Origin of the sequence: Streptomyces sp. NPDC050509, assembly GCF_044457965.1 — a bacterium.
GTDB lineage: Bacteria > Actinomycetota > Actinomycetes > Streptomycetales > Streptomycetaceae > Streptomyces.
On record NZ_JBITHL010000007.1, the window covers coordinates 117,235 to 143,852 of the forward strand.

Below are 26,618 nucleotides of genomic sequence, written 5' to 3' on the forward strand. Positions count from 1 at the left end.
CCCCGTCCTCACTTCTCCTGGTCGATGTGGGTGTTCACCCGCTGGAAGAGTTCCAGCGCGGGCCCGCCCGCCCCGAGCCTCGCCAGGCAGACCGCCTGCCAGTACTGGCAGGCCAGGGTCGTCGGATGCCCGGGGCCGAGCGACGACAGACAGACCTGGGTGATGGCCGTGAGCATCTGCACGGCCTCCTGGAGCCGGCCGCGCAGGACGAGGGTGACCGCTTCGCGCAGCCGGGAGGCCGCGTCCTGCGGGGTCATGCTGCCGAGCACCATGCGGCGGGTGGTGTCGCTGAGCGTCAGCGGCCGGAAGGGGTCCTCGGCCCCGGCGCGCTGGGTGGGTACGGCGGCGTCGTCCCAGCCGTACTCGGGGGCCCCGGTCGGGGCGGGCGAACCCTCCGGGTCGGGCGTTCCCGGGACGGCGCCCGCCGGCCGCCGCTCGAACACCTGCTCGACGGCGGTGTCTCTGAGCCGGGCGGCGACCAGTTCGCCCAGTACCGCCTGTCCTTCGCCCACCAGCGGGGCGAGCAGCAGGGCGACCTCCTCGGCCGACTGGGGCCGCAGCGCGGCCTCCTGGGCGCACAGGCGGTCCACCAGGGCTCTGAGCTCGCGCGGGTACGGGAGGTCCCTGCGATGTTCCAGCCGGGGAATTCCCGCGCCTATGGCGTGCTCCACGACGGCGCCGACCTCCAGGTAACCGCCGAACGGCACCTGTCCCGTCATCGTCAGATAGGCGCAGGCGCCCAGACCGTACAGATCGGCGGTCCGGCCCGGCGGCGCGCCCCGGATGATCTCCGGCGCCATGAACTGCGGGGTGCCCACGAAACTCGTGAGCCGGGTGATGGCGGACTCCCCCGCCAGCCGGGCCAGTCCGAAGTCCTGGAGGACGACCCGGCCCCCGCTGGTGATGCCGACGTTCGTGGGTTTCACGTCGCGGTGCAGCACGCCGGCCTCGTGCGCCGCGCCGAGGGCCCGGGCCATACCGGCGGCCACGCAGCACACCACGTCCGGCGGTAAGGGCCCGGCCTCCTGGACGAGCCGCGCGAGGTCCACCCCGTCGAGCAGTTGCATGACGAGGAACGGGGTGCCTTCGTGGAGCCCTTCGTCGTACAGCGTCACCACGCCCGGGTGGTCGATCCTGGCGAGGGCGCGGGCCTCCTGCACGAAGCGTCTGAGCACCGTCTCGTCCCGCGAGAGGCCCCCGATCGCGGAGAGCACCTTGACGGCCACGCGCCGGCCGAGCTTGGTGTCCTCCGCCTCGTACACCGCGCCCATGCCGCCCCGGCCGAGCAGCCCCACGCGCCGGTAACGGCCCGCGATCAGTACTCCGTCACCCATCTCCGGTCCCCCTCCGGCCCCTGGTCCGTCCCGCTCAGGGCCTGCGGGCCGAGGTGACGCGGTAGACGTCGTAGACACCCTCCACACCGCGTACGGCCTTCAGTACGTGGCCCAGATGCTTCGGGTCACCCATCTCGAAGGTGAAGCGCGAGGTGGCGACCCGGTCGCGGGAGGTCTGGACGGCGGCGGAGAGGATGTTGACGTGCTGGTCGGAGAGGACCCGGGTGACGTCCGACAGGAGCCGGGAGCGGTCCAGCGCCTCGACCTGGATGGCGACCAGGAAGACCGAGGACTGGGTGGGCGCCCACTCGACCTCCTTGATCCGCTCGGGCTGCTGGGAGAGCGCGTCCACGTTGACGCAGTCGGCTCGGTGCACGGAGATACCGCTGCCCCGGGTGACGAAGCCGATGATCGGGTCGCCGGGTACGGGCGTACAGCAGCGGGCGAGCTTCACCCAGACGTCGTCGACGCCCTTGACGACCACACCGGGGTCGGCGTTGGAGCGGCGTTTGCCGCGGCTGTGGGAGGGCGGGGAGTTCTCCGCGATGTCCTCGTTGGCTGCCTCCTCGCCGCCGAGGGCCTGGACCAGCTTCTGTACGACGCCCTGCGCGGCCACATGGCCCTCGCCGATCGCCGCGTACAGGGACGAGATGTCGGGGTAGCGCATCTCGTGCGCGAGCGTGACCAGGGAGTCCCCGGTGAGGATGCGCTGGATCGGCAGGTTCTGTTTGCGCATGGCCCGCGCGATGGCGTCCTTGCCCTGCTCGATCGCCTCGTCGCGGCGCTCCTTGGAGAACCAGGCGCGGATCTTGTTCCTGGCCCGCGGCGACTTGACGAAGCCGAGCCAGTCGCGCGAGGGGCCCGCCCCGGACGCCTTGGAGGTGAAGACCTCGACCAGGTCACCGTTGTCGAGGGTCGATTCGAGCGGGACGAGCCGTCCGTTGACCCGCGCCCCTATGGTGCGGTGGCCGACCTCCGTATGGACGGCGTACGCGAAGTCGACCGGGGTGGCGCCGGCCGGCAGCGCTATGACGTCGCCCTTGGGCGTGAAGACGAAGACCTCGTTGCGCGAGAGGTCGAAGCGGAGCGACTCCAGGAACTCGCTGGGGTCCTCCGTCTCCTTCTGCCAGTCCAGGAGCTGGCGCAGCCACGCCATGTCGTTGACGGTGTCCTGGTTGGCGCCCCGGCCCGCGCTCCTCGGGACGTCGGTGCGGACCTTGGAGGCGCCCGCGACGGCCTCCTGCTTGTACTTCCAGTGCGCGGCGATGCCGTACTCGGCGCGGCGGTGCATGTCGAACGTACGGATCTGGAGTTCGACCGGCTTGCCGTTGGGCCCGATGACCGTCGTGTGCAGCGACTGGTACATGTTGAACTTGGGCATCGCGATGTAGTCCTTGAACCGGCCGGGGACCGGATTCCACCGCGCATGGACGGTGCCGAGCGCCGCGTAGCAGTCACGGACCGTGTCGACCAGGACCCGGATGCCCACCAGGTCGTAGATCTCCGCGAAGTCCCGGCCGCGGACGATCATCTTCTGGTAGACGCTGTAGTAGTGCTTCGGCCGTCCGGTGACGGTGGCCTTGATCCGGGCCGCGCGCAGGTCCGACTGGACCTCGTCGGTCACTATGGCCAGATATTCGTCGCGCTTGGGGGCGCGCTCGGCGACCAGCCGGACGATCTCGTCGTACATCTTCGGGTAGAGGATCGCGAAGGCGAGGTCCTCCAGCTCCCACTTGATGGTGTTCATGCCCAGCCTGTGGGCCAGGGGCGCGTAGATCTCCAGCGTCTCGCGGGCCTTCTTCTCCTGCTTCTCCCGCTTGAGGTAGCGCATGGTGCGCATGTTGTGCAGCCGGTCGGCGAGCTTGATGACCAGGACGCGCGGGTCCTTGGCCATGGCGACGACCATCTTGCGTACGGTCTCGGCCTGCGCGGCCTCACCGAACTTGACCTTGTCGAGCTTGGTGACCCCGTCGACGAGGAGCGCGACCTGGTCGCCGAAGTCGCGGCGCAGGGTGTCGAGGCCGTACTCGGTGTCCTCCACCGTGTCGTGCAGCAGGCCGGCCATCAGGGTGGCGGGGTCCATGCCCAGCTCGGCGAGGATCGTGGTGACCGCGAGGGGATGCGTGATGTACGGATCGCCGCTCTTGCGCTTCTGTCCGCGGTGCCAGCGCTCGGCGACCTGGTAGGCGCTCTCGATCTGGCGCAGCGTCGCGGTCTCGATCTTCGGATCGTTGATGCGTACGGTCCGCAGCAGCGGCTCCAGGACGGGGTTGTACGGCGAGGAACGCTGGACCCCCAGCCGCGCGAGACGGGCCCTCACCCGGTTCGAGGACCCTCCGGAGCGCGGCGCGGCCGTGGCACCCGGCTTGGGCGCGCTCACGGGCACGGCGGGGCGCTCGGGCGGCGCGGGCTCCACGGGGGGCTGAGCGGCGGCCGGGGCCTTGTTCTGCGGCGTGCCGGAGCTTGCGGCGGCCCGGTCGGCGGGGTGATCGGGCGTCGCGGCGGCCAGTGGCTGGACCTCGTCTGGCAAGAGCGCTCCTCGTGCGGATCCAGGACCTCCGGTCAGGCCCTGAAGGCCATGATACGGCCCCTCGCATACGACCACTCCGGCGAAGCACCGAGGGCCTAACAGAGGCGGGTATTCGGCAAGAATGTCGAATACCCGCCTCTGTTAGGCGAATCCGCGAACCGAGCCGATACTAGCGCGACCCTTTCACCATGACGACAAAACTCAAGCAGTACCGGTCGAACTGGCGCAGAACCTGGCGGCCCCGTTGGCACCGTCCCGGAGACAGATCGTGATCGTCACCCTGGTGCCCTCGGGAAGGTCAATGGCCTGCTTTACGCACGGGCTGCTGTCGCTCCCACCATTTGCGTCGTCCACGCGTCGGCTACCACCGCTCCAGGAGGCGGTTCCGGAGGCCCTCAATCCGTCCTCACCCTGATCGCACACGGTGAAAGCATCACCGTCAGCGGTCCAGTAAGCAACGCCACCGGGGTTGTCGTCCGTGGTCTTGGCCCAGGCGTCGGCACCGGCGAAGGCCGGACCAACGGAAAGGGCAAGACTCGCCGCCCCCAACACAAAAACAGATCCGGCCCGTCGAGCAAAAACCTTCATCTCGATCCCCCCTTTAGCCGTTCATTCCCGCCGAGGTTTCCCTCCCGCAGCGGCAAATCGAGAAAATCACACGCCCACGGGAATGTAAACCGTAATCATCTGACCTTTAACAAGGCAAACCGGAATGAAGCACCCAGGAAATTCCTGGGACAACGGCTTGAACGATGTTTCCTCGTCGCGAATTTTGGCGAGTTTCTTGTGGAGGCCAGCGAGCCGGTGAGGCCGGATAACGGGATTCTTTGCATTCATCACCGAAGGCAGGGTGCCGGGAGATGAGCCACTTCGTCTTCCGGCAGCCCTGTCCGGTCATTCAAAGGGTCCGATGCGGCGCACGCGATCCGGAGGCGATGCCGGGATGCCCGCGGCCGAGCCAGGATGTCGTACGTGTTCAGTGATCGACGTCAAACGAAAGGCGGACCCCGGACAGTGTCCGGGGTCCGCCTTTCGTGCTGTCAAGCGATTCAGAGCGTGATCAGGGCCTCCAGCGGCGCGCCGCCGAGCGCGGGTACCAGCCGCTCCCGGCCGCCCAGGAAGCCCAGCTCCATGAGGACCGCGACACCCACGACCTCGGCGCCGGCCCGCCGGACCAGCTCCAGGGACGCCTCGGCCGTACCGCCGGTGGCGAGGACGTCGTCGATGACGAGGACACGGTCTCCGTGGTCCAGGTCCTCGGCGTGGACCTCGATCTCCGCGGAGCCGTACTCCAGGTCGTACGACTGCGAGAGCGTCGCGCCGGGAAGCTTGCCGGCCTTGCGTACGGGGATGAACCCGACGCCCGCCCGGACCGCCACGGGGGCGGCCAGGATGAAGCCGCGCGCCTCCAGGCCGACGATCTTCGTCGCGCCGAACCGTACGCACAGTTCGGCGAGCGCGTCGGTCAGCGCCGTGAACGCCTTGGGGTCTGCCAGCAGCGGGGTGATGTCCTTGAACACCACGCCCGGCTTCGGATAGTCCACCACGTCACGGATGCGGCTGAGCAGCAGCTCCCGCGTACTGGTGTCGGTCATCGACGCCCTCCCGATCCCGAGGGACGGCCCCGGCCACCGCGACCGCGCGGACCCGCCACGGCGGCCGTGGCGGCGGCGCCGGGGGCACCACCCTGCGGGCCGTCCTCCGCGTTGTCGTCGCTGTCGGCGGAACCGTCGGCCTGCTCACCCTTGGCTGCGGCGGCCGCGCGCTTGGCGAGCACCCGCTTCTTCAGCGCCTTGATCTGCGGGTCGCGTTCCTTCAGGTCGGCGACGAGCGGCGTGGCGATGAAGATCGAGGAGTACGCGCCGGCGGCGAGGCCGACGAAGAGCGAGAGCGAGATGTCGTTCAGCATGCCGGCGCCGAGGAAGCCGCCGCCGATGAAGAGCAGCGCGCCGACGGGCAGCAGCGCCACGACGGTGGTGTTGATGGAACGCACCAGCGTGCTGTTGATCGACCGGTTGGCGATCTCGCTGTAGGTCCAGCGGCTCTGCTTGGTGATCCCGGTCGCCCCCTCCTTGAGGCTGTCGAAGACGACGACCGTGTCGTAGAGGGAGTAACCGAGAATGGTCAGCAGACCGATCACCGTACCCGGGGTGACCTCGAAGCCGACCAGTGTGTAGACGCCGACGGTGATCGTGAGGTCGTGGATCAGGGCGATGAGCGCGGCGACCGCCATCCGCCATTCGAAGGCGATCGCCAGATAGATCACCACCAGGACCATGAAGATCCCGAGACCCATCCACGCCTTGTTGGCGATGGTCGCGCCCCAGCTCGGACCGACCTTCTCCCCGTTGATTTCGCCGGCGGGGACGTTCAGGTCCCCGGCAAGCTTCTCCGTGATCTTGTCGGCCTGATCGGGGGTGATACCGCTGATCTGGATGCGCAGACCGCCGTTGCCGAGGCTCTGGACAATCGCGTCATGGCCCGAAGCGGTCTCCGCCTTCTCCTGGGCATGGGTAGCGGAAACAGCCGTCTTGGGTGTGGTGAAGACAGCACCACCCTGGAACTCGATGCCCATGTTGAGCCCGCGCACCGCCAGGGCCGCGATGGCCGTGATGGTGATCAGGATCGAGATTCCGTACCAGATCTTGCGCTTCCCGATGAAGTCGTACCCGACTTCGCCTCGGTAGAGCCGGGCGCCGAGATCGCCGAGTCGGGACATCTCACGCCTCCTTCGGGTCGGTGGGGGCGCTGACACGGCGGGTACGGCGCAGCGGCGGCTTGGCGCCGAGGCGCGTCGGGTCCAGACCGGACCACGGGTGGCCGCTGGAGAAGAACTTCGTACGGGCCAGGAGCGTCATCACGGGCTTGGTGAAGAAGAACACCACGACCACGTCGAGGAGCGTGGTCAGACCGAGGGTGAACGCGAAGCCCTGGACCTTGCCGACGGTGACGAGGAACAGCACCGCGGCGGCGAGGAACGACACGAAGTCGGAGACGAGGATCGTGCGCCGGGCGCGCGGCCAGGCCCTCTCGACGGCCGGGCGGAGCGTACGGCCCTCGCGGATCTCGTCCCGGATGCGTTCGAAGTACACGATGAACGAGTCCGCGGTGATACCGATGGCGACGATGGCGCCGCAGACCGCGGGCAGGTTCAGCGCGAAGCCGATGCCCGGGCCGAGGAGCGACATGATCGTGTACGTCATGATGCCGGAGGCGCCGAGGCTGAGGATGGCGATCGCGGAGAGGCCCCGGTAGTACGCCACCAGGTAGATGATGACCAGGACGAGGCCGATCGCGCCGGCGATCAGACCGGCTTCGAGCTGCTCACCGCCGAGCGCGGCGGTGACCGTCGTGACGGACTGCTCCTGGAAGGTCAGGGGCAGCGCGCCGTACGACAGGATGTTGCCCAGGTCCTGGGCGGACTGCTGGGTGAAGCTGCCGGAGATCTCGGCGCTGCTGCCGAGCGTCTGGCTCACCGAGGGCGCGGAGACCACGTTGCCGTCGAGGACGATGGCGAACTGGTTCATCGGCGCCTGCTGCTGCGAGAGCTTGCCGGTGATCGACTGGAACTTCTTCGTGCCGGCGCCGGTGAAGTCCATCGTGACGATCCACATGCCACGCTGCTGGTCGAGCACGCCCTTGGCGTCGTCGACGTCCGTGCCCTCCAGCTCGGCCGGGCCGAGGACGTACTTCTCCCACTCGCCGCCGGAGTTCTGGCCGCAGGCGACGATCGTGTCCTTGGGCGCCGAGCTCTGGTTGACCTCGGTGCGCGCGGTCTTCTTGGTGCAGTCCAGCTCCGTGAACTTCTTCTCCAGGGCGGCGGTGGCCGGGTCGCTGGAGGCGCTCGCGGAGGGGGCGGGGGACTCGTTCTTCTTGTCCGACGACTTGTCCGAGGCGTCGGGCGAAGGCGAGGCATCCGCCTTCAGCGCGTCCGTCACGGCCCGGCCCTGGGAGGTGGCGGACGCCTTGGGCGACGCCGTCGAGTCGGCGCCGTCGGCCTTGTCGCCCTCCTTGTCGCCGGTCGAGGCGCTGGTCGAGGAGGAGGGAGAGGCGCTCGGCGAGCCGCTGCCCGAGGGCTGCGGCGTCGTCGGGCTCCCGGCGGCGACGGTCAGCACCGGCCGGAAGTAGAGCTGGGCGGTGGTGCCGACCTGCTCACGGGCCTGCTTCTCGTTCGTGCCCCGGGGGATGTTGACGATGATGTTCTCGTCGCCCTGGGTCTGAACCTCGGCCTCCGAGACGCCAAGACCGTTGACACGCCGCTCGATGATGCTGACGGCGGTGTCCATGTTGGTCTTGTTGATCGCGTTCGGCTTGCCCGGCGTGTTCTTCGCCTGGAGCGTGATGCTGGTGCCGCCCGCGAGGTCGATCCCCAGACGTGGCGTGACATGGCCGGACCAGAACATCCCGCCCGTGAGGGCCACCATGGCAATCAGGAACAGCGCCAGGGTGCGCCCTGGCCTGCCTGGGGACCCCGCTTGCCTTCGGCCCTTATTAGGTGCTGCCACCTTCTCGTTTCTCCCTGTCCAACCGCCCCCCACGCCGGGTGTGCGCCGGAGCGGCCACGAAGTGTTGTGGGGACCTGCCCCCGCAGTGATCAGCGCGACCGTGAGTCGCCGGCGGCCGTTGTGCGGCCGGTCGGCGCGGACCCGGCTACTTCGCGCCCGACTCGCCGTCGGTCGTGCCCTCGGCCTTGTTCTCGGCCTTCTCGTCGGCCTTCGCCTCGGTCGTGGCGTCGGCGGGCTCGGCGTCCTTGGTCTCCTCGGGCTTCTTGCCGAGGTCGATCCTGGCCTCGTCCGAGGAGTCGGTGTCGGCGGGACCGGTCAGCGAGGAGGCGTCGTCGGGCACGACGGGCGTGTCGGAGTCGCTCGCGTCGTCGCCGTGCACGATGCGGTTGTACTCGTCGTCGTCCAGCACCGCGCCGATGGCGTTCTTCGCGTAGACGGCGTGAACGCCGGGAGCCACCTCCAGGAGGACCATGTCAGCGTGCACCTCCTTGACGGTGGCGTACATGCCCCCGATGGTGCGGATGCCGGTGCCGGGCTGCATCTCGTCGCGCATCTGCGCGGCGGCCTGCTGCTTCTTCTTGGCGGACCGGGTCATCAGGAACATGGCCCCGATGAGCACGATGAAGGGGAGAAGGGTCACGAGACTCACGGGAGGGAACTTCCTTCGCACGACCGCGCTGTCGAGCGGCCTGATATACGGGGGTGGGCATGCCGCTCCGGAAGGGCGGCATCGGCGGAGTCTAAGCGAGTCCGCTTCGTTGGAACAACGCCCAGCGTCGCACCGAGGTTCCTGCCGTGCGCGTGTTCATGCCGTCACGCCCCGAACAGGCCGGGTTGTCCGGTCGCGCCGGGCGCCTGCTGGGGCGGGACGAGCCCGAGGTGCGCCCATGCCGCGGGGGTCGCGACCCGGCCCCGTGGCGTACGGGCGAGCAGTCCTTCCCGTACGAGAAAGGGCTCGGCGACCTCCTCGACCGTCTCGCGCTCCTCCCCCACGGCGACCGCCAGGGTCGACAGCCCCACGGGCCCGCCGCCGAAGAGCTTGAGCAGCGCCTGGAGCACGGCGCGGTCGAGCCGGTCGAGACCGCGCGCGTCGACCTCGTACACCGCGAGGGCCACCTCCGCCACCTCACGGGTGATCCGCCCGTCCGCCTTGACCTGGGTGTAGTCCCGTACGCGGCGCAGCAGCCGGTTGGCGATACGGGGCGTGCCCCGGGAGCGTCCGGCGATCTCCGCGGCCCCTTCGGCGTCTATCTCCAGGTCCAGGAGCTGGGCGGAGCGGTGGATGACGCGCTCCAGCTCCACGCTCTCGTAGAACTCCATGTGGCCGGTGAAGCCGAAGCGGTCGCGCAGCGGGGGCGGCAGCAGTCCGGCCCGGGTGGTGGCGCCGACCAGGGTGAAGGGCGGCAGCTCCAGCGGGATGGCGGTGGCGCCCGGGCCCTTGCCGACGATCACGTCGACCCGGAAGTCCTCCATCGCCATGTAGAGCATCTCCTCGGCGGGCCGGGACATGCGGTGGATCTCGTCGAGGAACAGCACCTCTCCCTCCTGGAGGGAGGAGAGGATCGCGGCGAGGTCGCCCGCGTGCTGGATCGCCGGGCCCGAGGTGATCCGGATCGGGGCGTTCATCTCGGCCGCGATGATCATCGAGAGGGTCGTCTTGCCGAGCCCCGGCGCCCCGGAGAGCAGCACGTGGTCGGCGGTGGCGCCGCGCGCGAGCGCCGCTTTGAGCACCAGGTCGAGCTGGACCCGTACCCGCTCCTGTCCGACGAACTCGTCCAGCGACTTGGGCCGCAGCGCCGCTTCGACGGCCTGGTCCTCACCGTCCGCGGAGGCGCCGACCAGCCGCTCGGCCGCGTCGTCGGCGGTGTCGTCCCAGTTCACTCAGTCTCACCTCAGGGGGAGGGCGCGTGCGAGAACGGCCCGAATGGAGTACAGCGGGGGCAGGCTCAGCGGGTGCGGTTGAGGCTCTGGAGCGCGGAGCGCAGCAGCCGGGGCACGGGGGGCTGGGAGCCCTCCGCGAGGGCCGCCTCGGCCTCCGGGGTGACCTGGGCGACCGCTTCCTCGGCCTCGCGTCCGGCGTATCCCAGGCCGATGAGCGCGGCGTGGAGCTGGTCGCTCCAGGAGGCCGCTGCCGCCGCCCCCGCCTGCCGCCCCACAGTGACGCCGCGCGGCGCGCCGAGCCGGTCCTTCAGCTCCAGCAGCAGCTTCTGGGCGCCCTTCTTGCCGATGCCGGGGACCGCCGTGAGCGCCTTCTCGTCGCCGGTGGAGACGGCGAGGCGCAGCGCGTCGGGGCTGTGCACCGCGAGCATCGCCTGGGCGAGCCGGGGCCCGACGCCGCTGGCGGTCTGGAGCAGCTCGAACACCTGGCGTTCGTCGTCGTCCGCGAAGCCGTACAGCGTGAGGGAGTCCTCCCGGACGACCAGCGAGGTGGCGAGTCTGGCGTCCTGGCCGACGCGCAGCGCCGCGAGGGTGCCGGGGGCGCACTGGACGGCCATGCCGATGCCGCCGACCTCGATGACCGCGGTCGTCGGGGCGAGGGCGGCGACGGGGCCGCTGACGAAGGCGATCATCGCGTGACCTTCCGGACGGGGATACGGGAGGGACGGGCCGCCGCCTGGGCCTGCTGGAGGCGGTTCATGGCGGGGGCACGCCAGATGTGGCAGATGGCGAGGGCGAGGGCGTCCGCCGCGTCGGCCGGCTTGGGCGGCGCGGCAAGCCGCAGCAGCCGGGTGACCATCGCGCCGACCTGCGCCTTGTCGGCCCGGCCGCTGCCGGTGACGGCGGCCTTGACCTCGCTGGGGGTGTGCAGGGCGACGGGGATGCCGCGGCGCGAGGCGCAGAGCATGGCGACCGCGCTGGCCTGGGCGGTGCCCATGACCGTACGCACGTTGTGCTGGGCGAACACCCGCTCCACGGCGACGTGTTCGGGCCGGTACTCGTCGAGCCAGGCGTCGATGCCCTGCTCGATGGCGACGAGACGCGGGCCGATCTCCTCGTCGGAGGGCGTACGCACCACGCCGACGCCCAGCATCGTCAGCGGCCGTCCCGCGACGCCCTCGACGACGCCGATCCCGCACCGCGTCAGCCCGGGGTCCACACCCAGCACCCTCATCGCGCCCCCACTCTCTCGGTCATGCGTTCTCCCCGAGGGGAGAAGCCCTGATCAGACAGTATCGGTCGGCACTGACAACGGACCGGACCGACATCGAGGAGGGGGGTGCGAAGGGCGGGGTCAGGCGTCGACCTTCTCCATCACGTCGTCCGAGACGTCGAAGTTGGCGAAGACGTTCTGGACGTCGTCGCTGTCCTCAAGGGCGTCGATCAGCTTGAAGATCTTGCGCGCCCCCTCTTCGTCCAGCTCGACCTGCATGGTCGGGACGAAGTTGGCGTCCGCCGAGTCGTAGTCGATGCCCGCCTCCTGGAGCGCGGTACGGACCGCGACCAGGTCGGTGGCCTCGCTGAGCACCTCGAAGGACTCGCCGAGGTCGTTGACCTCTTCGGCGCCCGCGTCCAGCACCGCGCCCAGCACGTCGTCCTCGCCCAGCTCACCCTTGGGGACGATCACGACGCCCTTGCGGTTGAAGAGGTACGAGACGGAGCCGGGGTCGGCCATCGAGCCGCCGTTGCGGGTCATCGCGACGCGTACGTCGGAGGCGGCGCGGTTGCGGTTGTCGGTGAGGCACTCGATGAGCACCGCGACACCGTTCGGGCCGTATCCCTCGTACATGATCGTCTCGTAGTCGGCACCACCGGCCTCCAGGCCGGCGCCGCGCTTGACGGCCGAGTCGATGTTCTTGTTCGGCACCGAACTCTTCTTCGCCTTCTGGATGGCGTCGAAAAGAGTCGGGTTGCCGTCGACGTCAGCGCCGCCGGTCCGCGCCGCGACCTCGATGTTCTTGATCAGCTTCGCGAAGAGCTTGCCGCGCTTGGCATCGATCACGGCCTTCTTGTGCTTCGTCGTAGCCCATTTAGAGTGGCCGGACATCTGCCTGTCTCCTTCGCGTAACCGGTACTGCTCCCGTTCGGCAGCGATCCTACCGGGCGGAGGTCACTGTACGGAGCGCACCATGTCGGTGAAGAAACGGTGCAGCCGGTGGTCGCCCGTCAGTTCGGGGTGGAAGGACGTCGCCAGCGCGACGCCCTGCCGTACGGCGACCACATGGCCCCCGTACTCGGCGAGCACCTGGACCTCGGCCCCCACCGACTCGACCCACGGGGCGCGGATGAAGACGCCCTCCACCGGACCGCCTTCGACCCCGGCGACCTCCACGGCCGCCTCGAAGGACTCGTTCTGCCGGCCGAAGGCGTTGCGCCGCACGATCATGTCGATGCCGCCCACCGTCTCCTGACCCGACCGCGGGTCGAGGATCTTCTCGGCGAGCATGATCATCCCGGCGCAGGTGCCGTACACCGGCATCCCGGCCGCCACCCGGGTACGCAGCGGCTCCAGCATGCCGAAGAGCGCCGCCAGTTTGGACATCGTGGTGGACTCACCGCCCGGGATCACCAGGCCCTCGACCTCGGCCAGCTCCTCGGGCCGCCGGACCGTCCCGGCCACGGCTCCCGCCGCGGCCAGGGCGGCCAGATGCTCCCGGACATCCCCCTGGAGCGCCAGGACGCCGATCGCGGGGGCGCTCATCACCAGCCGCGGTTCGCGTAGCGCTCGGCCTCGGGCAGCGTGTCGCAGTTGATGCCGACCATGGCCTCACCCAGGTCGCGCGACGCCTCCGCGATGATCTTCGGGTCGTCGTAGAACGTGGTGGCCTTGACGATCGCCGCTGCACGCTTGGCCGGGTCGCCCGACTTGAAGATGCCGGAGCCCACGAAGACGCCCTCGGCGCCGAGCTGGCGCATCAGCGCCGCGTCGGCGGGGGTGGCGACACCGCCTGCGGAGAAGAGGACCACCGGCAGCTTGCCCAGCTCCGCGACCTCCTTGACGATCTCGTACGGGGCGCGCAGCTCCTTGGCGGCGGCGTACAGCTCGTTGTTGTCGTAGCCGCGCAGCCTGGCGATCTCGTTCTTGATCTGCCGCAGGTGCCTGACCGCCTCGACGACATTGCCCGTCCCGGCCTCGCCCTTCGAACGGATCATGGCCGCGCCCTCAGCGATCCGGCGCAGCGCCTCACCGAGGTTGGTGGCACCACAGACGAAGGGGGTCGTGAACGCCCACTTGTCCGAGTGGTTGACCTCGTCGGCGGGGGTCAGCACCTCCGACTCGTCGATGTAGTCCACGCCCAGCGACTGGAGCACCTGGGCCTCGACGAAGTGGCCGATACGCGACTTCGCCATGACCGGGATCGAGACCGCGCCGATGATCCCCTCGATCATGTCGGGGTCGGACATCCGCGCGACGCCGCCGTCCTTGCGGATGTCGGCGGGCACCCGCTCCAGCGCCATCACGGCGACCGCGCCGGCGTCCTCGGCGATCTTCGCCTGCTCCGGCGTGACCACATCCATGATCACACCGCCCTTGAGCTGTTCGGCCATGCCGCGCTTGACGCGCGCGGTGCCGGTCTCGGGGTTCTGGGCGGTGGTGGACACGGGCGACCTCACTGACTCGTACGACGGGGGATCTCCAGAGAACGCCCCGGGACCAGTCCACAGCAAGGGCCAATGGGAAGCCGGTGGATCGTTCAGGACCCCGGCCGGTCGGCCAGCGCGACGGGCGGCTCGTCGTCCATCTCGAAGGCCAGCGGGAACGGCGCGTGCCCCGCGAGCCGGAACCAGCGCACCGTACGGTGGCGGCGCAGCGCCCGCGCGGCCCGTACGGCGTCGTTGTGGAACCGCCGCGCCATCGGCACCCGCCGCACCGCCGCGGCGAGTTCCCCGGCGGCGTCCTCACCACCGGGCGCCTCCTGTACGGCCTCCACCTGGGCGGCCTCCCCGAACACGGCCCGCAACGCCTGGCTCAACTCGCTCTCGGCCACCTCGCGCTGTTCCTCCTCGGCCTGCCGCGCGGCGTGCGCCGCCTGGTACAGCACGATCGAGGCAGCCGGATCGAGCACACCGGAGGTGGCCAACTCCTGGGTGACCGAGGCACGCCGCAGCAGTTGGGCGTCGAGGGCGGCCCGGGCGGCGTCGATCCGGGTGTGCAGACGGTCGAGGCGGCCGGCGGTCCAACTGAGATAGAGCGCGATCGCGACAACGGCGACGGCGATCCAGACGAAGGTGGTCACGCACGGCAGATTACGCGGTACCGGCACGCACCCCTTCTCCCCAGCCAGGGACGGAGAGTGGGAGACCCACCGGCGGGAGGGGTCGGGGTCGGAGGAGGTGCGTGTCCGGACACTGAAGCGTGATTTGTGCCGCTCACGCTCCCGCAGTTGTCCCACTCACCCGCACGCGGCGTAAATCATGCCGTCCGGACATGTACCTCCGGAGGCCCCGGGCCCCGGCACCCGCACCGCACACCGGCGCGGGCACCCGCACACCGGCACAGGGCACCGGCATCCCGCCGGGAGGCGACCCGCACCCCCCGCCGGACGGCAGACCGCACCCACCCGGCCCCCCACCCCCCGCCGGACGGCGACTAGTCCCGAGCCAGCCCGAACCGCGCCCGAAGCCCCGTCCGTTCGTCCGCCGCCACCGACGCCGCCCCGTCCGTCACCGTCTCGTACACCGCGAGGATGTCCGCGCCGACCGTCGACCAGTCGAAGCGCCGTACGTGCGCGCTGCCCCGGGCGCGCAGCTCCGCGCGGCGGTCCGGGTCGCCCAGCAGACGTACCGCCGCGCCCGCGAGCGCGTCCGCGTCCTCGTTGGTGAAGAGTTCGCCCGCCGCCCCGTGGTCCAGGACCTGGGCGAACGCGTCCAGGTCGCTCGCCAGGACGGCCGCGCCCGCCGACAGCGCCTCCACGAGGATGATGCCGAAGCTCTCGCCGCCGGTGTTGGGCGCGACGTACAGGTCGACGCTGCGCAGCAGCCGCGCCTTGTCCTCGTCGCTGACCATCCCGAGGAACTCGACGCGGCGGCGCATCTCCTTCGGCAGGGATTCCACCGCCTCCTTCTCGTCCCCGCGCCCCGCGACCAGCAGCCGGGTCTCCGGGTGGACGTCGAGGATCTTCGGGAGGGCCCGCATCAGTACCGGCAGCCCCTTGCGCGGCTCGTCGATGCGTCCTATGAAGCCGATCGTGCCGCCCTGCCAGGCCGGTTCCGCCTCCGCCTCGGCGAAGAAGTCGACGTCGACACCGTTCGGGATGACCACGGCGTCGCCGCCGAGGTGTTCCACCAGCGTGCGCCGCGCGTACTCGCTCACCGCGATCCGGGCGCTGATCTTCTCCAGCGCGGGCTGGAGGATCGGGTACGCCGCGATCATGGCGCGGGAGCGCGGGTTGGAGGTGTGGAACGTCGCGACGATCGGCCCCTGCGCCGCCCAGCAGCTCAGCAGGCCCAGCGACGGCGAGGCGGGCTCGTGGATGTGGATGACGTCGAACGTGCCGTCGTGCAGCCAGCGCCGCACCCGCGCCGCCGACAGGAAGCCGAAGTTGAGGCGGGCGACCGAGCCGTTGTACGGGACGGGCACGGCGCGGCCCGCCGAGACGACGTACGGCGGGAGGGGTGTCTCGTCGTCGGCGGGAGCCAGTACGGACACGTCGTGCCCGAGCCGGATGAGATGTTCCGCGAGGTCCCTGATGTGGAACTGGACGCCGCCCGGTACGTCCCAGGAGTACGGGCAGACGATGCCGATCTTCACTCGGTCCCCCGGTCCAGGTCGGCGACCCACAGCCGTTGCAGCATGTGCCAGTCCTCCGGGTGTTCGGCGATTCCCGTGGCGAAGGCGTCGGCCACCGCCTGTGTCATCACAGACGTCTTTTCGGCGCGTGTGCCTGTCTCCGGTACGGCGACGGGCGGGAAGACCTGCCCCCGCATCACCTGGGTGTCGTCGAACCACAGCGAGACGGGCAGCAGCAGCGCTCCGGTCTGCTGCGCCAGCAGTGCGGGGCCCGCGGGCATCCGGGCGGTGTCCCCGAAGAAGTCGACCTCGACGCCGGACGACGACAGGTCGCGGTCGGCGACCAGGGCGACGAGGCCGCCGTTCCGCAGCCGCCGGGCGAGGGTGCCGAAAGCGGCGCCGCCGGTGTGCGGAAGGACTTCCATGCCCAGGCTCTCGCGGTAGGCGACGAACCGGTCGTACAGCGTCTCGGGCTTGAGCCGCTCCGCGACGGTGGTGAACGGTACGTCGCGGGCCCGGGTGAGCCAGGCCCCCGCGAGGTCCCAGTTGGCCATGTGGGGCAGCGCCAGGATGACGCCGCGCCCGGTGGTGAGTCCGTCGAAGAGCCGGTCGATGTCCTTGATCTCGACGGCGTCGCGGACGCGTTCCGTGCTCCAGGCCGGCAGCCGGAACGACTCCATCCAGTACCGCATGTACGAGCGCATGCCGGCCTTGGAGAGCGCGGCGAGCCGTTCGGGCCCGGCGTCGGGCACGACCCGCGCCAGATTGGACTCCAGCCGCAGCACGCTCTTGCCGCGCCGTTTCCACACGGTGTCGGCGAGGGTCCTGCCGAGGGCTTTGGCCACGGGTTCGGGCAGCTTCTTGACCGTGCTCCAGCCGAGTCCGTACAGCCCGTCGGTCAGCTTGTCGCTCGCCGTGCTCATGACGAGGCTCCACTCCCCCGGGCGGGGTCGGTCTGGGCGGGGTCGGCCGCGGCGGCGTCGGCCTCGGCAGACTCGCGCCGTACGGTCACCACGCGCTGACCGAGGGTGACGAGGCTGCCCACGGCGACGATCCACAGCGCGATCGGCAGCAGGATGTCGATACCGGGGACGCCGAAGGCGTGCAGTCCGGCGAGGCCGGCCGCGACGAGGGAGATGACCAGCCGTTCGGCGCGCTCGATCAGCCCGTTGACCGCCACCGGCAGCCCGATGGACTCGCCCCTGGCCTTCGTGTACGACACGACCTGGCCGCTGGCGAGGCAGAAGATGGCGACCGCGCACAGCGTGGTGTTGTCACCGTCGCCCGCGTACCAGAGCGCGAAGCCGGCGAAGATCGCGCCGTCCGCGACCCGGTCGAGGGTCGAGTCGAGGAAGGCCCCCCAGCGGCTGGAGATGCCCGCCTGGCGCGCCATGTTGCCGTCGACGAGGTCGGAGAAGACGAAGAGGGTGATGACGATCGTGCCCCAGAAGAACTCCCCGCGGGGGAAGAAGACCAGCGCACCCGCCATCACTCCGGCCGTGCCGATGAGCGTGACCGCGTCCGGAGTGACTCCGCGACGGAGCAGAAACGCCGCGAACGGTGTGAGGACACGCGTGAAGAATGCACGCGCGTACTTGTTCAGCATGGCCTTCCCGAGGTTCGGTGGGCCGAGGACCCCTGCGGCCGTCGGCTGGCCCATCGTAGCCACGACCGCCGACCCGCACCGCCGGGCACCCGGGCCGTGCCGCGCCGTACGACGTATGGACGCGCCATGGCGGGAGTGCGAAGCTCGAAGGACTACCGCGGGCATCGCCGGAGCTGCCCCGCGGCTCCCCCGGCCCGCTTCTCTCCGTCCCCTCACCGACGCGCCTTCACCGGCGCGCCCGGTGGAACCGATCGGGAGGCAGCAGTCATGGGCGACAAAGTCGACAAGGAACCGACACACCCCGGAGCCGCCGGCAGGGCGACGGCGGCCGACCGGCCCGCGTCCGTACGGAACGTGGTGCTGGTGGGCCACAGCGGCTCGGGGAAGACCACCCTCGTCGAGGCCCTGGCGCTCACCGCGGGGGCCGTGAACCGGGCGGGTCGGGTCGAGGACGGCGCGACGGTCTCCGACTACGACGAGATCGAGCACCGCCAGCAGCGCTCCGTACAGCTCTCGCTCGTCCCCGTGGAGTGGGGCGGGTACAAGATAAATCTGCTGGACACCCCCGGCTACGCCGATTTCGTCGGGGAGCTCAGGGCCGGTCTGCGCGCCGCGGACGCGGCCCTTTTCGTGATGTCGGCGGCGCAGGAGGCGGACGCGGTGGCGGGGGCGACCCGGGCCCTGTGGGAGGAGTGCGCGGCGGTCGGGATGCCGCGCGCCATCGTGGTCACGCATCTCGACACGGCGCGCACCGGCTTCGACGAGATGACGCGGCTGTGCGCGCGGATCTTCGGCGGGGACGACCCCGACGCCGTTCTGCCGCTCTATCTGCCGGTGCACGGCGCGGAGGGCCCCGACGGGCACGCGCCGGCCACCGGGCTCGTGGGGCTGCTCTCGCAGAAGATCTTCGACTACTCCTCCGGGGAGCGGCGGGTGGGCCCGCCGGAGCCCGCGCGGCTCCCGGAGATCGCGGAGGCCAGGGACCGGCTGATCGAGGGGATCATCGCCGAGAGCGAGGACGAGACCCTCATGGACCGCTATCTGGGCGGGGACGAGGTCGACGTCGGAACGCTGATGGAGGACCTGGAGAAGGCGGTGACGCGCGGGGTGTTCCATCCGGTGCTCGCGGCGGCGCCCGCACCGCCCGGCGCCCGGCAGGGGCTGGGCACGGTCGAGCTGCTCGAACTGGTCACCGGCGGCTTCCCGACCCCGCTGGAGCGCCCGGCGCCCGCCGTCACCACGCCGCTCGGCGCCCCGCGCCCGGAGATCTTCTGCGACCCCCGGGGGCCCCTGGTCGCCGAGGTCGTCAAAACCGCCTCCGACCCCTATGTAGGCCGGATCTCTCTCGTACGGGTCTTCTCGGGGACCCTGCGTCCCGACGAGACGGTGCACGTGTCCGGGCACGGGCTCACCGACCGGGGGCACGAGGACCACGACGTGGAGGAGCGGGTCGGCTCGCTCTCCTCGCCGTTCGGCAAGCAGCAGCGGGTGCTGGCGCACTGTGTGGCGGGCGATCTCGCGTGCGTGGGGAAGCTGTCGCGCGCCGAGACCGGGGACACGCTCTCCGCGAAGGACGATCCGCTGCTGATGGAGGCGTGGACCATGCCGGACCCGCTGCTGCCGCTGGCCGTGCGGGCGCACAGCAAGGCGGACGAGGACCGGCTGTCCCAGGGGCTCGCCCGGCTGGTGGCGGAGGACCCGACGATGCGGCTCGAACAGAACCCGGACACCCATCAGGTGGTGCTCTGGTGCCTGGGCGAGGCGCACCGGGACGTGGCGCTGGACCGGCTGCGCGGCCGGTACGGGGTCCAGGTCGACGCCGTGCCGTTCAGGGTCGCGCTGCGCGAGACGTTCGGCGCGAGCGCCACGGGGCGCGGCCGGCATGTGAAGCAGTCCGGCGGCCACGGCCAGTTCGCGATCTGCGAGATCGAGGTGGAGCCGCTGCCCGCCGGGTCCGGTGTCGAGTTCGTCGACAAGGTGGTGGGCGGGGCGGTCCCCCGCCAGTTCGTCCCCTCCGTCGAGAAGGGCGTACGGGCGCAGGCGGCGCGCGGGGTCGCGGCCGGCCATCCGCTGGTCGACATCCGGGTGACGCTGCTCGACGGGAAGGCCCACTCGGTGGACTCCTCGGACGCCGCGTTCCAGACGGCGGGCGCACTGGCCCTGCGGGAGGCGGCGGACGGGGCGGCGATCCATCTGCTGGAGCCGGTCGCCGAGGTGGCGGTCCTGGTCCCCGACGAGTACGTGGGGCCGGTCATGAGCGATCTGTCGGGCCGGCGCGGGCGGGTCGTGGGCACCGAACAGGCCGGTCCCGGAAGGACCTTGGTCCGGGCCGAGGTGCCCGAGCTGGAGATCGGACGGTACGCGGTGGACCTGCGCTCGCTCGCGCACGGCGCCGGCCGCTTCAGCCGCGCGTACGCCCGCCACGAGCCGATGCCCCACGCGGTGGCGGACCGTCAGCTCGCCCGCGAGGAGAGCACGGTGTAGGGCCCGCCACCCATCCCACGCCGAGTCAACAGAGGGTGTCCGCCCACCCGTTCGACGGCACCTCATACCCGGTGGGCGGGCGTTTGATGCCGGTTGGCGAAAGACAGCCAGTCCCATGACGCGGGCGGCGTCGCACCGTTACGCTGGGGTGCCCAGCTCCAGCAGGTGTGCGGGGCGCGCGGGCCGGGAAGAGGCCGCGGCAGCGAATCCTTGCGGCGAGGGGGCGGCAGTGGCGGACGATCTATTCGACTTCAGCCCGGGGGCACAGGTTCCGCTCCAGGGAGCGGCCGGGGGTACGGCGGCGACGTTCGCCCTCGCCTCGGCCGCGTACCGGGACAGTCCGCTCGAAGAGATCTCCAAGGCCGACAACGACTGGCACAAGTCGGGCGTGACCAAAGGCAAGTTCTCGCTCTTCGAGCCGAATCTGGGCGAGGCGTTCGCCCGGGCCGTGCAGCTCAGAACGCTGGGCGGCGGCCGGGGCCCGATCATCCAGTCCTTCGGCATGGACCCGCAGGCCGTGGTCGAGCACTGCCTCGCGGCGAACCACATCCGCAAGGAGCGGGACAAGAAGCTCACGGCGGTGACCGCGCTCCTCGGGCTGCTCTTCCTGCCCGGACTGCTGATCTGGCTGGGCGTGTTCCAGTTGCGCCGCACCCTGGCGGGGGCCAAGGACCGGCGGGCCGGCGCGATCGGCGGCGCCCTGCTGACGGCCGTCGCCGTACTGGCGGTGATCGTCCTGATCAAGCTGCCCCTCGACGGCGTACTGAACTGGTATCTGCGCGGCATGGTGGTCGCCCCGGTCATCGGCTGGCTGCTCGCCAAGCAGATCTGCGAGGCGACCGCCAAGGACCTGCGGGCCCGCTGGGAGAGCCTGCTCTCGGGCGGCGGCACCGGCGCCAAGATCCCCGAGGCCGTCCCGGGGAACCCCGGCGACACCTCGCGGGAGGTGCTGCGCCAGGGCCTGGAGAAGCTGAGCGCCGAGCAGCGCTCGAACGTGGTCTTCTACGCCGGTCCCAAGGGGATACTCGGCATGGGCACCCGCTGGGGAAGCTGGCAGCTCGCGGAGGAGCTGGTCCCCAAGGTGGCCGGCAAGGAGATCCACCAGTTCCGCAGCTACGACGTGATACGGGCGATCCACGACCAGATGAAGCTGCTGGAGCGCGGCCCCCTCAACTCCGGCGGTTTCCCGACGCCTTCGGTCAAGCACTGGATCGTGTCGCCGATCGGCGAGGGCGCGGGATCGGTCTCCTGGCCCGGAGGCCCGGAGGTGGAGGCGTTCCAGGTCAAGAGCCACGAGATACAGCGGATCTGCAACCACCAGCAGTTCGGCAGCGGGAACCGGCACTACCTGGGGGTGCAGTTCACCCTCTGGGAGAGCCAGTTGGTCATCACGATGATGATCTCGGTCACGGTACTCCACGAGACGCTGCGCATCGAGGTCTCGGGGTACGCGCTGGGCCCCGTGCACTCGCTGTTCTTCGCCAAGCCGTCGCCGAAGAGCGTCACGCGCCCCAAGACCGTACGGTTCTGGGAGACCACGTCGAGGAATCTGCCGCTGGTCGAGCCGCGTGAGGCGGTCAGGCTCGCGGTGCGCGCCCCGTTCACCTGGTATCCGCCGGTCCTGGACTTCCTCGGCGGCAAGCTCAGCCTGCCCGAGCCGTTCGGCATGCGGCACGCGTGGGCCGACCAGCCGTGGCACCACCGCTTCATGGCCGACGACGCGATGCGCGCCGCCACCCCGGTCCTGCGGGTGGCGCACAACGCGGCGATGCGTGTGCTGAACGAGCACGGGGTGGACACCGAGCGCTTCAGCAACCGGTCGTCGTCGCTGATAGGGGCGGTGCAGGACCCGTCGCCGAAGAAGATCGACGCGTACGACGCGTAGCACCGGTGTGGTGCCCGCCCCGGAGAGCCGGGGCGGGCACACAGGGAGTGGGCGCTCGGCGCGGGCGCTACGAGCCGGTCGGCCAGGCCTCGGCCAGCATCGCGCGGGTGTCCGCCAGGAGCTGCGGCAGCACCCTCGTGTGGCCGACGACGGGCATGAAGTTGGTGTCGCCGCCCCAGCGCGGCACCACGTGCTGGTGGAGATGTGCGGCGATCCCGGCGCCCGCCGAAACCCCCTGGTTCATCCCGATGTTGAAGCCGTGGGCGCCGGACGCGGCGCGGAGCGCGGTCATCGCCCGCTGGGTGAGCAGCCCCAGCTCGGCCGTCTCCGCCTCGTCCAGCTCCGTGTAGTCGGCGACGTGGCGGAAGGGGACGACCATCAGGTGGCCGCCGTTGTACGGGTAGAGGTTGAGCACGGCGTACACCCGCTCGCCGCGCGCGATGACCAGCCCGTCCTCGTCGGATTTGGACGGGATGGAGCAGAAGGGACAGCCGTCCTCGGCGCCCGGCCCGGTGGGCTTGTTCTCACCCTGGATGTAGGCCATCCGATGGGGCGTCCACAGGCGCTGGAACGCGTCCTGGGTCCCCACTCCGATCTGCTGCTCCGGCTCACTCGTCATGCTGTGCAGCATATGACTTCGCCCGTGCGAGGCGTGTCGCCGGGCCCGCACCGGCCGCCGCCCGGGGATGCTGGGCCGATGCATGTCCACCACCGCACCGACCGGCTGCGCGGCTGGGAGCGGCGCACGGAGCTGCCGCTGCTCGTGGCCTCGCCGCTCTTCCTCGCCTGCTACGCGGTACGCGTCCTCGACCAGGGCGCCGCCCCGTTCTGGCCGGACCTCGCGCTGGTGCTGTCCCTGCTGATCTGGGCGGCCTTCGTGGTGGACTACGGCGTGCGGCTGGTCCTCAGCGGCCAGGGCGCGCGCTTCGTACGGACGCACTGGCTGGACACGGTCGTGGTGGTGCTGCCGCTGCTGCGACCGCTGCGGATCGTGAACACGTACATGGCGATCCAGCGGCGCCGCGACCGCCCCCGGCTGAGCCTGTACGGGCGGGTGATGCTGTACGCGGGCATCACCGCGACCCTGCTCTCCTTCGCCGCCGCGCTCGCCGTCTACCAGCAGGAGCGCGGCGCTCCCGGTGCCACGATCCGTACCTTCGGGGACTCCGTGTGGTGGGCCTGTTCGGCGATCACCACGGTCGGCTACGGCGATGTGGCGCCGGTGACGCCGCTCGGCCGGCTGTACGCGGTCTGTCTGATGGTGTGCGGGCTGGCGCTGCTGGGGGCGGTCACCGGGTCGTTCTCGTCCTGGCTGATCCAGGTCTTCGGCCGGGAGGACAAGGGAAGGCCCCCGGAGGGCTGACGCGCCTCCGGGGGCCTCCACCACGGGTCGGTCACACCTGTACGCGGCGCTCCACCACGTCGAGGAGCTTCGCCAGCGCCTCGTCGCGCGGTACGCCGTTCTCCTGCGAGCCGTCGCGGTAGCGGAACGAGACCGTGCCCGCGTTCATGTCCTCGTCCCCCACGAGGATCATGAACGGGACCTTCAGCTTCTGGTGGTTCCTGATCTTCTTCTGCATCCGGTCGGAGGACGCGTCCACCTCGACCCGCAGCCCCTTGGCCTTCGCCGCCTTCGCGAAGTCCTGGAGGTACTCGACATGCGCCTCACCGATCGGGATGCCGACCGCCTGCACCGGCGCCAGCCAGACCGGGAACGCGCCCGCGTAGTGCTCCAGCAGCACCGCGAAGAACCGCTCGATCGACCCGAAGAGCGCACGGTGGATCATGACCGGGCGCTGCTTGGAGCCGTCCGGCGAGGTGTACTCCAGGTCGAAGCGCTCCGGCAGGTTGAAGTCGAGCTGCACGGTCGACATCTGCCAGGTACGGCCGATCGCGTCGCGCGCCTGCACCGAGATCTTCGGGCCGTAGAACGCCGCGCCGCCCGGGTCGGGGACCAGCGGCAGCCCCTGCTTCTCGGCCACCTCGCGCAGCGTCTCGGTTGCCTCCTCCCACGCCTCGTCCGTGCCGACGAACTTCTCGGGGTCCTTGGTGGACAGCTCCAGGTAGAAGTCGGTCAGCCCGTAGTCGCGCAGCAGGTTGAGCACGAAGGTCAGCGTCGAGTCCAGCTCGTCCGCCATCTGCTCGCGGGTGCAGTAGATGTGCGCGTCGTCCTGGGTGAAGCCGCGGGCCCGGGTCAGGCCGTGCACGACGCCGGACTTCTCGTACCGGTAGACCGTCCCGAACTCGAAGAGCCGCAGCGGCAGCTCACGGTAGGAGCGGCCCCGGGCGTCGAAGATCAGGTTGTGCATGGGGCAGTTCATGGGCTTGAGGTAGTAGTCCACGCCCTCGTCGAGCTGCATGGGCGGGTACATGCCGTCGGCGTACCAGTCCAGGTGCCCGGACTTCTCGAAGAGCTTCCCCTTGGTGGCGTGGGGCGTGTAGACGAACTCGTACCCCTCCTCCTCGTGCCGGCGGCGCGAGTAGTCCTCCATGGCCCGGCGGATGATGCCGCCCTTGGGGTGGAAGACGGCGAGGCCGGAGCCGACCTCGTCGGGGAAGGAGAAGAGGTCCAGCTCGTTGCCGAGCTTGCGGTGGTCGCGCTTCTCGGCCTCGGCGAGGAACTCCAGATGCGCCTTCAGCTCCTCCTTCGACGGCCACGCGGTGCCGTAGATGCGCTGGAGCATCGGGTTCTTCTCGCTGCCGCGCCAGTAGGCGGCGGCGTTGCGCATCAGCTTGAACGCCGGGATGTTCCGGGTGGTCGGCAGGTGCGGGCCGCGGCAGAGGTCCTTCCAGCACAGCTCGCCGGTCTTGGCGTCCAGGTTGTCGTAGATGGTCAGCTCGCCGCCGCCCACCTCGACGTCCGCGCCGTCGTCGGTCGAGGCCGCGCCCTTGATGCCGATGAGTTCCAGCTTGTACGGCTCGCCGGCCAGCTCCTCGCGCGCCGCCTCGTCCGTGACGACCCGGCGCGAGAAGCGCTGTCCGCGCTTCTGGATCTCCTGCATCTTCTTCTCGATGGCCTTGAGGTCATCGGGGGTGAAGGGGGTCTCGACATCGAAGTCGTAGTAGAAGCCGTCCTTGACCGGCGGGCCGATGCCCAGCTTGGCGTCGGGGTGCAGTTCCTGCACGGCCTGCGCCATCACATGCGCGGTGGAGTGGCGCAGGATGTTCAGGCCGTCCTCGGAGGAGATCTCGACGGGCTCGACGACCTCGCCCTCGCCGATCGCGTACGCGAGGTCCTTCAGCTCACCGTCCACCCGGGCGGCCACGACGGTGCGCTCACCGGGGAAGAGTTCGGCCGCCGTAGTGCCCGTCGTCACCACGCGCTCTTCCCGCTCGGAATCGCGTTGGATGATCACACGGACGTCTGACACCGGTCTTCTCCTGACTCGTGGGGTGCGCACCCTGCGCATGGCGTACGCACTGCGCATCGTACCGAGCCGGGCGGGCCGCCCGCGAAACGGTTTACCGGGACGACTCCCGGGGGCCCCGGGCACCCCACCCGTCACCGTGTGGCGATGGCCGGACACGGCGCGTATCGCGCGACCTGTCCGGGTATTACCGATTCGGGGGCGGTGGCGCACGATTCGCCACCGCGTGAGCAGTTCGAGAGGCTCGGGGAGTTCGGGAATGACATGTTGGTACGAAGGTCCGCTGGCCGCGTTCGGCACCGGGACGACGGGGGTGGACGCGGAGAAGGACCGGATCGTCTCGGCCGCGCTGATCGTCCAGGACACGACGGGGATACGGCCGAGAGTGCGGCGCTGGCTGGTCGACCCCGGGGTGCCCGTGCCGCCCGGGGCCACCGAGGCGCACGGTCTGACCGAGGACTTCCTGCACCGCAACGGCCGCTGGCCGGCGCCCGTGGTGGAGGAGGTGTCCAGGGCGCTGGCCGAACAGTGCAAGGCCGGCCGGCCGCTGGTGGTGATGAACGCGCCGTTCGGTCTGACCCTCCTCGACCGGGAGTTGCGGCGCCATCGCGCCTCGTCCCTCTGCCGCCGGCTGGAGAACGTGTCGCTGTGCGTGCTGGATCCGCTGGTCCTCGACCGGCATCTCGACCGCTACCGCAAGGGTGGCCGCGATCTCACCGAGCTCTGCGCCCAGTACGCGGTGGGGACGGACGGGGTGGACGGGGCACCCGACGTGACGGACGACGAGCTGACCGAGCCCGCCTGGTCCACCTGGTCGGCCTTGCCGCCCGCCCCGGCCGGACCGTCCGCGCCGGTCGCACCGGCCGTGCTGGCCGCGGCGTCGGCCCTGTCGGCGCTGGAGTTGGTGCGGGCGATCGGGCGCCGGTTCGCGGCCCGGATGGAGCGCCTCTCGCCCCAGGAGCTGCACACGCTCCAGGCCGTCTGGCACGCGACGCAGACACGGGGACCCCAGGCGTGGTTCTCGCGCGGCGCCGGCGAGGGCGCGTCGGATCCCGCGTGGCCGCTCCGTCCCGAACTGCCCGCCGCCGCCGTCTGATCCGGTCCGCCGGACAACGCGAAGGCCGGTCCGTCAGTGACGGACCGGCCTTTCCCGGTGGGCGATACTGGGTTCGAACCAGTGACCTCTTCGGTGTGAACGAAGCGCTCTCCCACTGAGCTAATCGCCCGGGAACGACCT

The 26,618-nt window shown here is 70.5% G+C and carries 22 protein-coding genes and 1 tRNA gene; 4 read left to right on the forward strand and 19 right to left on the reverse strand.

Annotated features, from left to right (window positions below; translation table 11 throughout):
* Positions 1 to 8: 8 nt before the first annotated feature.
* The 16 genes from ACIBJC_RS20885 to pgsA form a co-directional block, all read right to left on the reverse strand.
* Positions 9 to 1,334: a protein kinase gene (locus tag ACIBJC_RS20885; protein ID WP_399294525.1), complete on the reverse strand. Its 1,326-nt coding sequence runs from the start codon at positions 1,332 to 1,334 to the stop codon at positions 9 to 11.
* 34 nt (positions 1,335 to 1,368) lie between these two features.
* The gene (locus ACIBJC_RS20890) at positions 1,369 to 3,864 is read right to left on the reverse strand and encodes a RelA/SpoT family protein (protein ID WP_399294528.1); all 2,496 of its coding nucleotides are present in this window, start codon (positions 3,862 to 3,864) and stop codon (positions 1,369 to 1,371) included.
* 1,049 nt (positions 3,865 to 4,913) lie between these two features.
* Positions 4,914 to 5,459: an adenine phosphoribosyltransferase gene (locus tag ACIBJC_RS20895; protein ID WP_399294531.1), complete on the reverse strand. Its 546-nt coding sequence runs from the start codon at positions 5,457 to 5,459 to the stop codon at positions 4,914 to 4,916.
* Positions 5,456 to 6,583, reverse strand: coding sequence for a protein translocase subunit SecF (gene secF / locus ACIBJC_RS20900; protein WP_399294534.1), 1,128 nt, complete (start codon positions 6,581 to 6,583; stop codon positions 5,456 to 5,458). Before secF ends, ACIBJC_RS20895 begins: the two co-directional genes overlap by 4 nt.
* A gap of 1 nt (position 6,584) precedes the next feature.
* A complete protein-coding gene (secD, locus tag ACIBJC_RS20905) occupies positions 6,585 to 8,369 on the reverse strand; it encodes a protein translocase subunit SecD (protein ID WP_399294537.1) in 1,785 nt (594 codons plus the stop codon).
* 145 nt (positions 8,370 to 8,514) lie between these two features.
* Positions 8,515 to 9,018 carry a preprotein translocase subunit YajC gene (yajC, locus tag ACIBJC_RS20910; protein WP_399294540.1) on the reverse strand — a complete coding sequence of 168 codons (504 nt, stop codon included), beginning with the start codon at positions 9,016 to 9,018 and terminating at the stop codon, positions 8,515 to 8,517.
* Positions 9,019 to 9,182: 164 nt separating this feature from the next.
* Positions 9,183 to 10,250: a Holliday junction branch migration DNA helicase RuvB gene (gene ruvB / locus ACIBJC_RS20915; RefSeq protein ID WP_329821665.1), complete on the reverse strand. Its 1,068-nt coding sequence runs from the start codon at positions 10,248 to 10,250 to the stop codon at positions 9,183 to 9,185.
* A 65-nt stretch (positions 10,251 to 10,315) separates the two neighbouring features.
* A complete protein-coding gene (gene ruvA / locus ACIBJC_RS20920; RefSeq protein ID WP_329821664.1) occupies positions 10,316 to 10,939 on the reverse strand; it encodes a Holliday junction branch migration protein RuvA in 624 nt (207 codons plus the stop codon).
* Positions 10,936 to 11,481, reverse strand: coding sequence for a crossover junction endodeoxyribonuclease RuvC (gene ruvC / locus ACIBJC_RS20925; protein WP_399294545.1), 546 nt, complete (start codon positions 11,479 to 11,481; stop codon positions 10,936 to 10,938). Before ruvC ends, ruvA begins: the two co-directional genes overlap by 4 nt.
* A gap of 120 nt (positions 11,482 to 11,601) precedes the next feature.
* Positions 11,602 to 12,354, reverse strand: a complete 753-nt coding sequence (locus tag ACIBJC_RS20930; RefSeq protein WP_249951051.1) for a YebC/PmpR family DNA-binding transcriptional regulator — start codon at positions 12,352 to 12,354, stop codon at positions 11,602 to 11,604.
* A 63-nt stretch (positions 12,355 to 12,417) separates the two neighbouring features.
* On the reverse strand, positions 12,418 to 13,008 hold the full coding sequence (gene pdxT / locus ACIBJC_RS20935; RefSeq protein WP_399294549.1) for a pyridoxal 5'-phosphate synthase glutaminase subunit PdxT: 591 nt from the start codon (positions 13,006 to 13,008) through the stop codon (positions 12,418 to 12,420).
* Positions 13,008 to 13,910 carry a pyridoxal 5'-phosphate synthase lyase subunit PdxS gene (gene pdxS, locus ACIBJC_RS20940; protein WP_329821660.1) on the reverse strand — a complete coding sequence of 301 codons (903 nt, stop codon included), beginning with the start codon at positions 13,908 to 13,910 and terminating at the stop codon, positions 13,008 to 13,010. The genes pdxT and pdxS overlap by 1 nt, the downstream gene beginning before the upstream one ends.
* A 92-nt stretch (positions 13,911 to 14,002) precedes the next feature.
* Positions 14,003 to 14,554: a hypothetical protein gene (locus tag ACIBJC_RS20945; RefSeq protein WP_399295153.1), complete on the reverse strand. Its 552-nt coding sequence runs from the start codon at positions 14,552 to 14,554 to the stop codon at positions 14,003 to 14,005.
* Positions 14,555 to 14,898: 344 nt separating this feature from the next.
* Positions 14,899 to 16,059 (reverse strand): glycosyltransferase family 4 protein, encoded by a 1,161-nt coding sequence (locus ACIBJC_RS20950; RefSeq protein WP_399294552.1) that lies wholly within the window; start codon positions 16,057 to 16,059, stop codon positions 14,899 to 14,901.
* Positions 16,056 to 16,961 carry a phosphatidylinositol mannoside acyltransferase gene (locus tag ACIBJC_RS20955; RefSeq protein WP_399294555.1) on the reverse strand — a complete coding sequence of 302 codons (906 nt, stop codon included), beginning with the start codon at positions 16,959 to 16,961 and terminating at the stop codon, positions 16,056 to 16,058. Before ACIBJC_RS20955 ends, ACIBJC_RS20950 begins: the two co-directional genes overlap by 4 nt.
* Entirely contained in the window at positions 16,958 to 17,644 is a 687-nt protein-coding gene (gene pgsA / locus ACIBJC_RS20960; protein WP_399295155.1) for a phosphatidylinositol phosphate synthase, read from the reverse strand. Before pgsA ends, ACIBJC_RS20955 begins: the two co-directional genes overlap by 4 nt.
* A 267-nt stretch (positions 17,645 to 17,911) precedes the next feature.
* On the opposite strand from pgsA, the gene ACIBJC_RS20965 reads away from it, so the two are divergent.
* A complete protein-coding gene (locus ACIBJC_RS20965; protein WP_399294558.1) occupies positions 17,912 to 20,128 on the forward strand; it encodes an elongation factor G-like protein EF-G2 in 2,217 nt (738 codons plus the stop codon).
* Positions 20,129 to 20,357: 229 nt separating this feature from the next.
* Positions 20,358 to 22,013, forward strand: coding sequence for a hypothetical protein (locus ACIBJC_RS20970; RefSeq protein ID WP_399294561.1), 1,656 nt, complete (start codon positions 20,358 to 20,360; stop codon positions 22,011 to 22,013).
* A 67-nt stretch (positions 22,014 to 22,080) separates the two neighbouring features.
* On the opposite strand, the gene ACIBJC_RS20975 is transcribed toward ACIBJC_RS20970, so the two are convergent.
* Complete coding sequence (locus ACIBJC_RS20975; RefSeq protein ID WP_399294564.1) at positions 22,081 to 22,644, reverse strand: HIT family protein; 564 nt, start codon at positions 22,642 to 22,644, stop codon at positions 22,081 to 22,083.
* 66 nt (positions 22,645 to 22,710) lie between these two features.
* Here ACIBJC_RS20975 and ACIBJC_RS20980 point away from each other — a divergent pair, with 66 nt between their 5' ends.
* On the forward strand, positions 22,711 to 23,376 hold the full coding sequence (locus ACIBJC_RS20980; protein ID WP_399294567.1) for a potassium channel family protein: 666 nt from the start codon (positions 22,711 to 22,713) through the stop codon (positions 23,374 to 23,376).
* 31 nt (positions 23,377 to 23,407) lie between these two features.
* Here the strand turns inward: ACIBJC_RS20980 and thrS are convergent, their stop codons facing one another.
* Positions 23,408 to 25,384, reverse strand: coding sequence for a threonine--tRNA ligase (gene thrS, locus ACIBJC_RS20985; RefSeq protein WP_399294570.1), 1,977 nt, complete (start codon positions 25,382 to 25,384; stop codon positions 23,408 to 23,410).
* Positions 25,385 to 25,640: 256 nt separating this feature from the next.
* On the opposite strand from thrS, the gene ACIBJC_RS20990 reads away from it, so the two are divergent.
* A complete protein-coding gene (locus tag ACIBJC_RS20990; RefSeq protein ID WP_399294573.1) occupies positions 25,641 to 26,477 on the forward strand; it encodes a 3'-5' exonuclease in 837 nt (278 codons plus the stop codon).
* A 58-nt stretch (positions 26,478 to 26,535) separates the two neighbouring features.
* Here ACIBJC_RS20990 and ACIBJC_RS20995 read toward each other — a convergent pair.
* Positions 26,536 to 26,607: transfer RNA gene (locus ACIBJC_RS20995), tRNA-Val, on the reverse strand.
* Between the last annotated feature and the right edge of the window lie 11 nt (positions 26,608 to 26,618).

Excerpts from the sequence above, each read along its gene's own strand:
- ACIBJC_RS20885 (WP_399294525.1), bottom strand. The coding sequence starts at position 1,334 with ATGGGTGACGGAGTACTGATCGCGGGCCGTTACCGGCGCGTGGGGCTG.
- ACIBJC_RS20895 (WP_399294531.1), bottom strand. The coding sequence starts at position 5,459 with ATGACCGACACCAGTACGCGGGAGCTGCTGCTCAGCCGCATCCGTGAC.
- secF (WP_399294534.1), bottom strand. The coding sequence starts at position 6,583 with ATGTCCCGACTCGGCGATCTCGGCGCCCGGCTCTACCGAGGCGAAGTC.
- ruvA (WP_329821664.1), bottom strand. The coding sequence starts at position 10,939 with ATGATCGCCTTCGTCAGCGGCCCCGTCGCCGCCCTCGCCCCGACGACC.
- ruvC (WP_399294545.1), bottom strand. The coding sequence starts at position 11,481 with ATGAGGGTGCTGGGTGTGGACCCCGGGCTGACGCGGTGCGGGATCGGC.
- ACIBJC_RS20930 (WP_249951051.1), bottom strand. The coding sequence starts at position 12,354 with ATGTCCGGCCACTCTAAATGGGCTACGACGAAGCACAAGAAGGCCGTG.
- pdxT (WP_399294549.1), bottom strand. The coding sequence starts at position 13,008 with ATGAGCGCCCCCGCGATCGGCGTCCTGGCGCTCCAGGGGGATGTCCGG.
- ACIBJC_RS20955 (WP_399294555.1), bottom strand. The coding sequence starts at position 16,961 with ATGAGCACGGCGAGCGACAAGCTGACCGACGGGCTGTACGGACTCGGC.
- pgsA (WP_399295155.1), bottom strand. The coding sequence starts at position 17,644 with ATGCTGAACAAGTACGCGCGTGCATTCTTCACGCGTGTCCTCACACCG.
- ACIBJC_RS20965 (WP_399294558.1), top strand. The coding sequence starts at position 17,912 with ATGGGCGACAAAGTCGACAAGGAACCGACACACCCCGGAGCCGCCGGC.
- ACIBJC_RS20975 (WP_399294564.1), bottom strand. The coding sequence starts at position 22,644 with ATGCTGCACAGCATGACGAGTGAGCCGGAGCAGCAGATCGGAGTGGGG.
- ACIBJC_RS20980 (WP_399294567.1), top strand. The coding sequence starts at position 22,711 with ATGCATGTCCACCACCGCACCGACCGGCTGCGCGGCTGGGAGCGGCGC.
- ACIBJC_RS20990 (WP_399294573.1), top strand. The coding sequence starts at position 25,641 with ATGACATGTTGGTACGAAGGTCCGCTGGCCGCGTTCGGCACCGGGACG.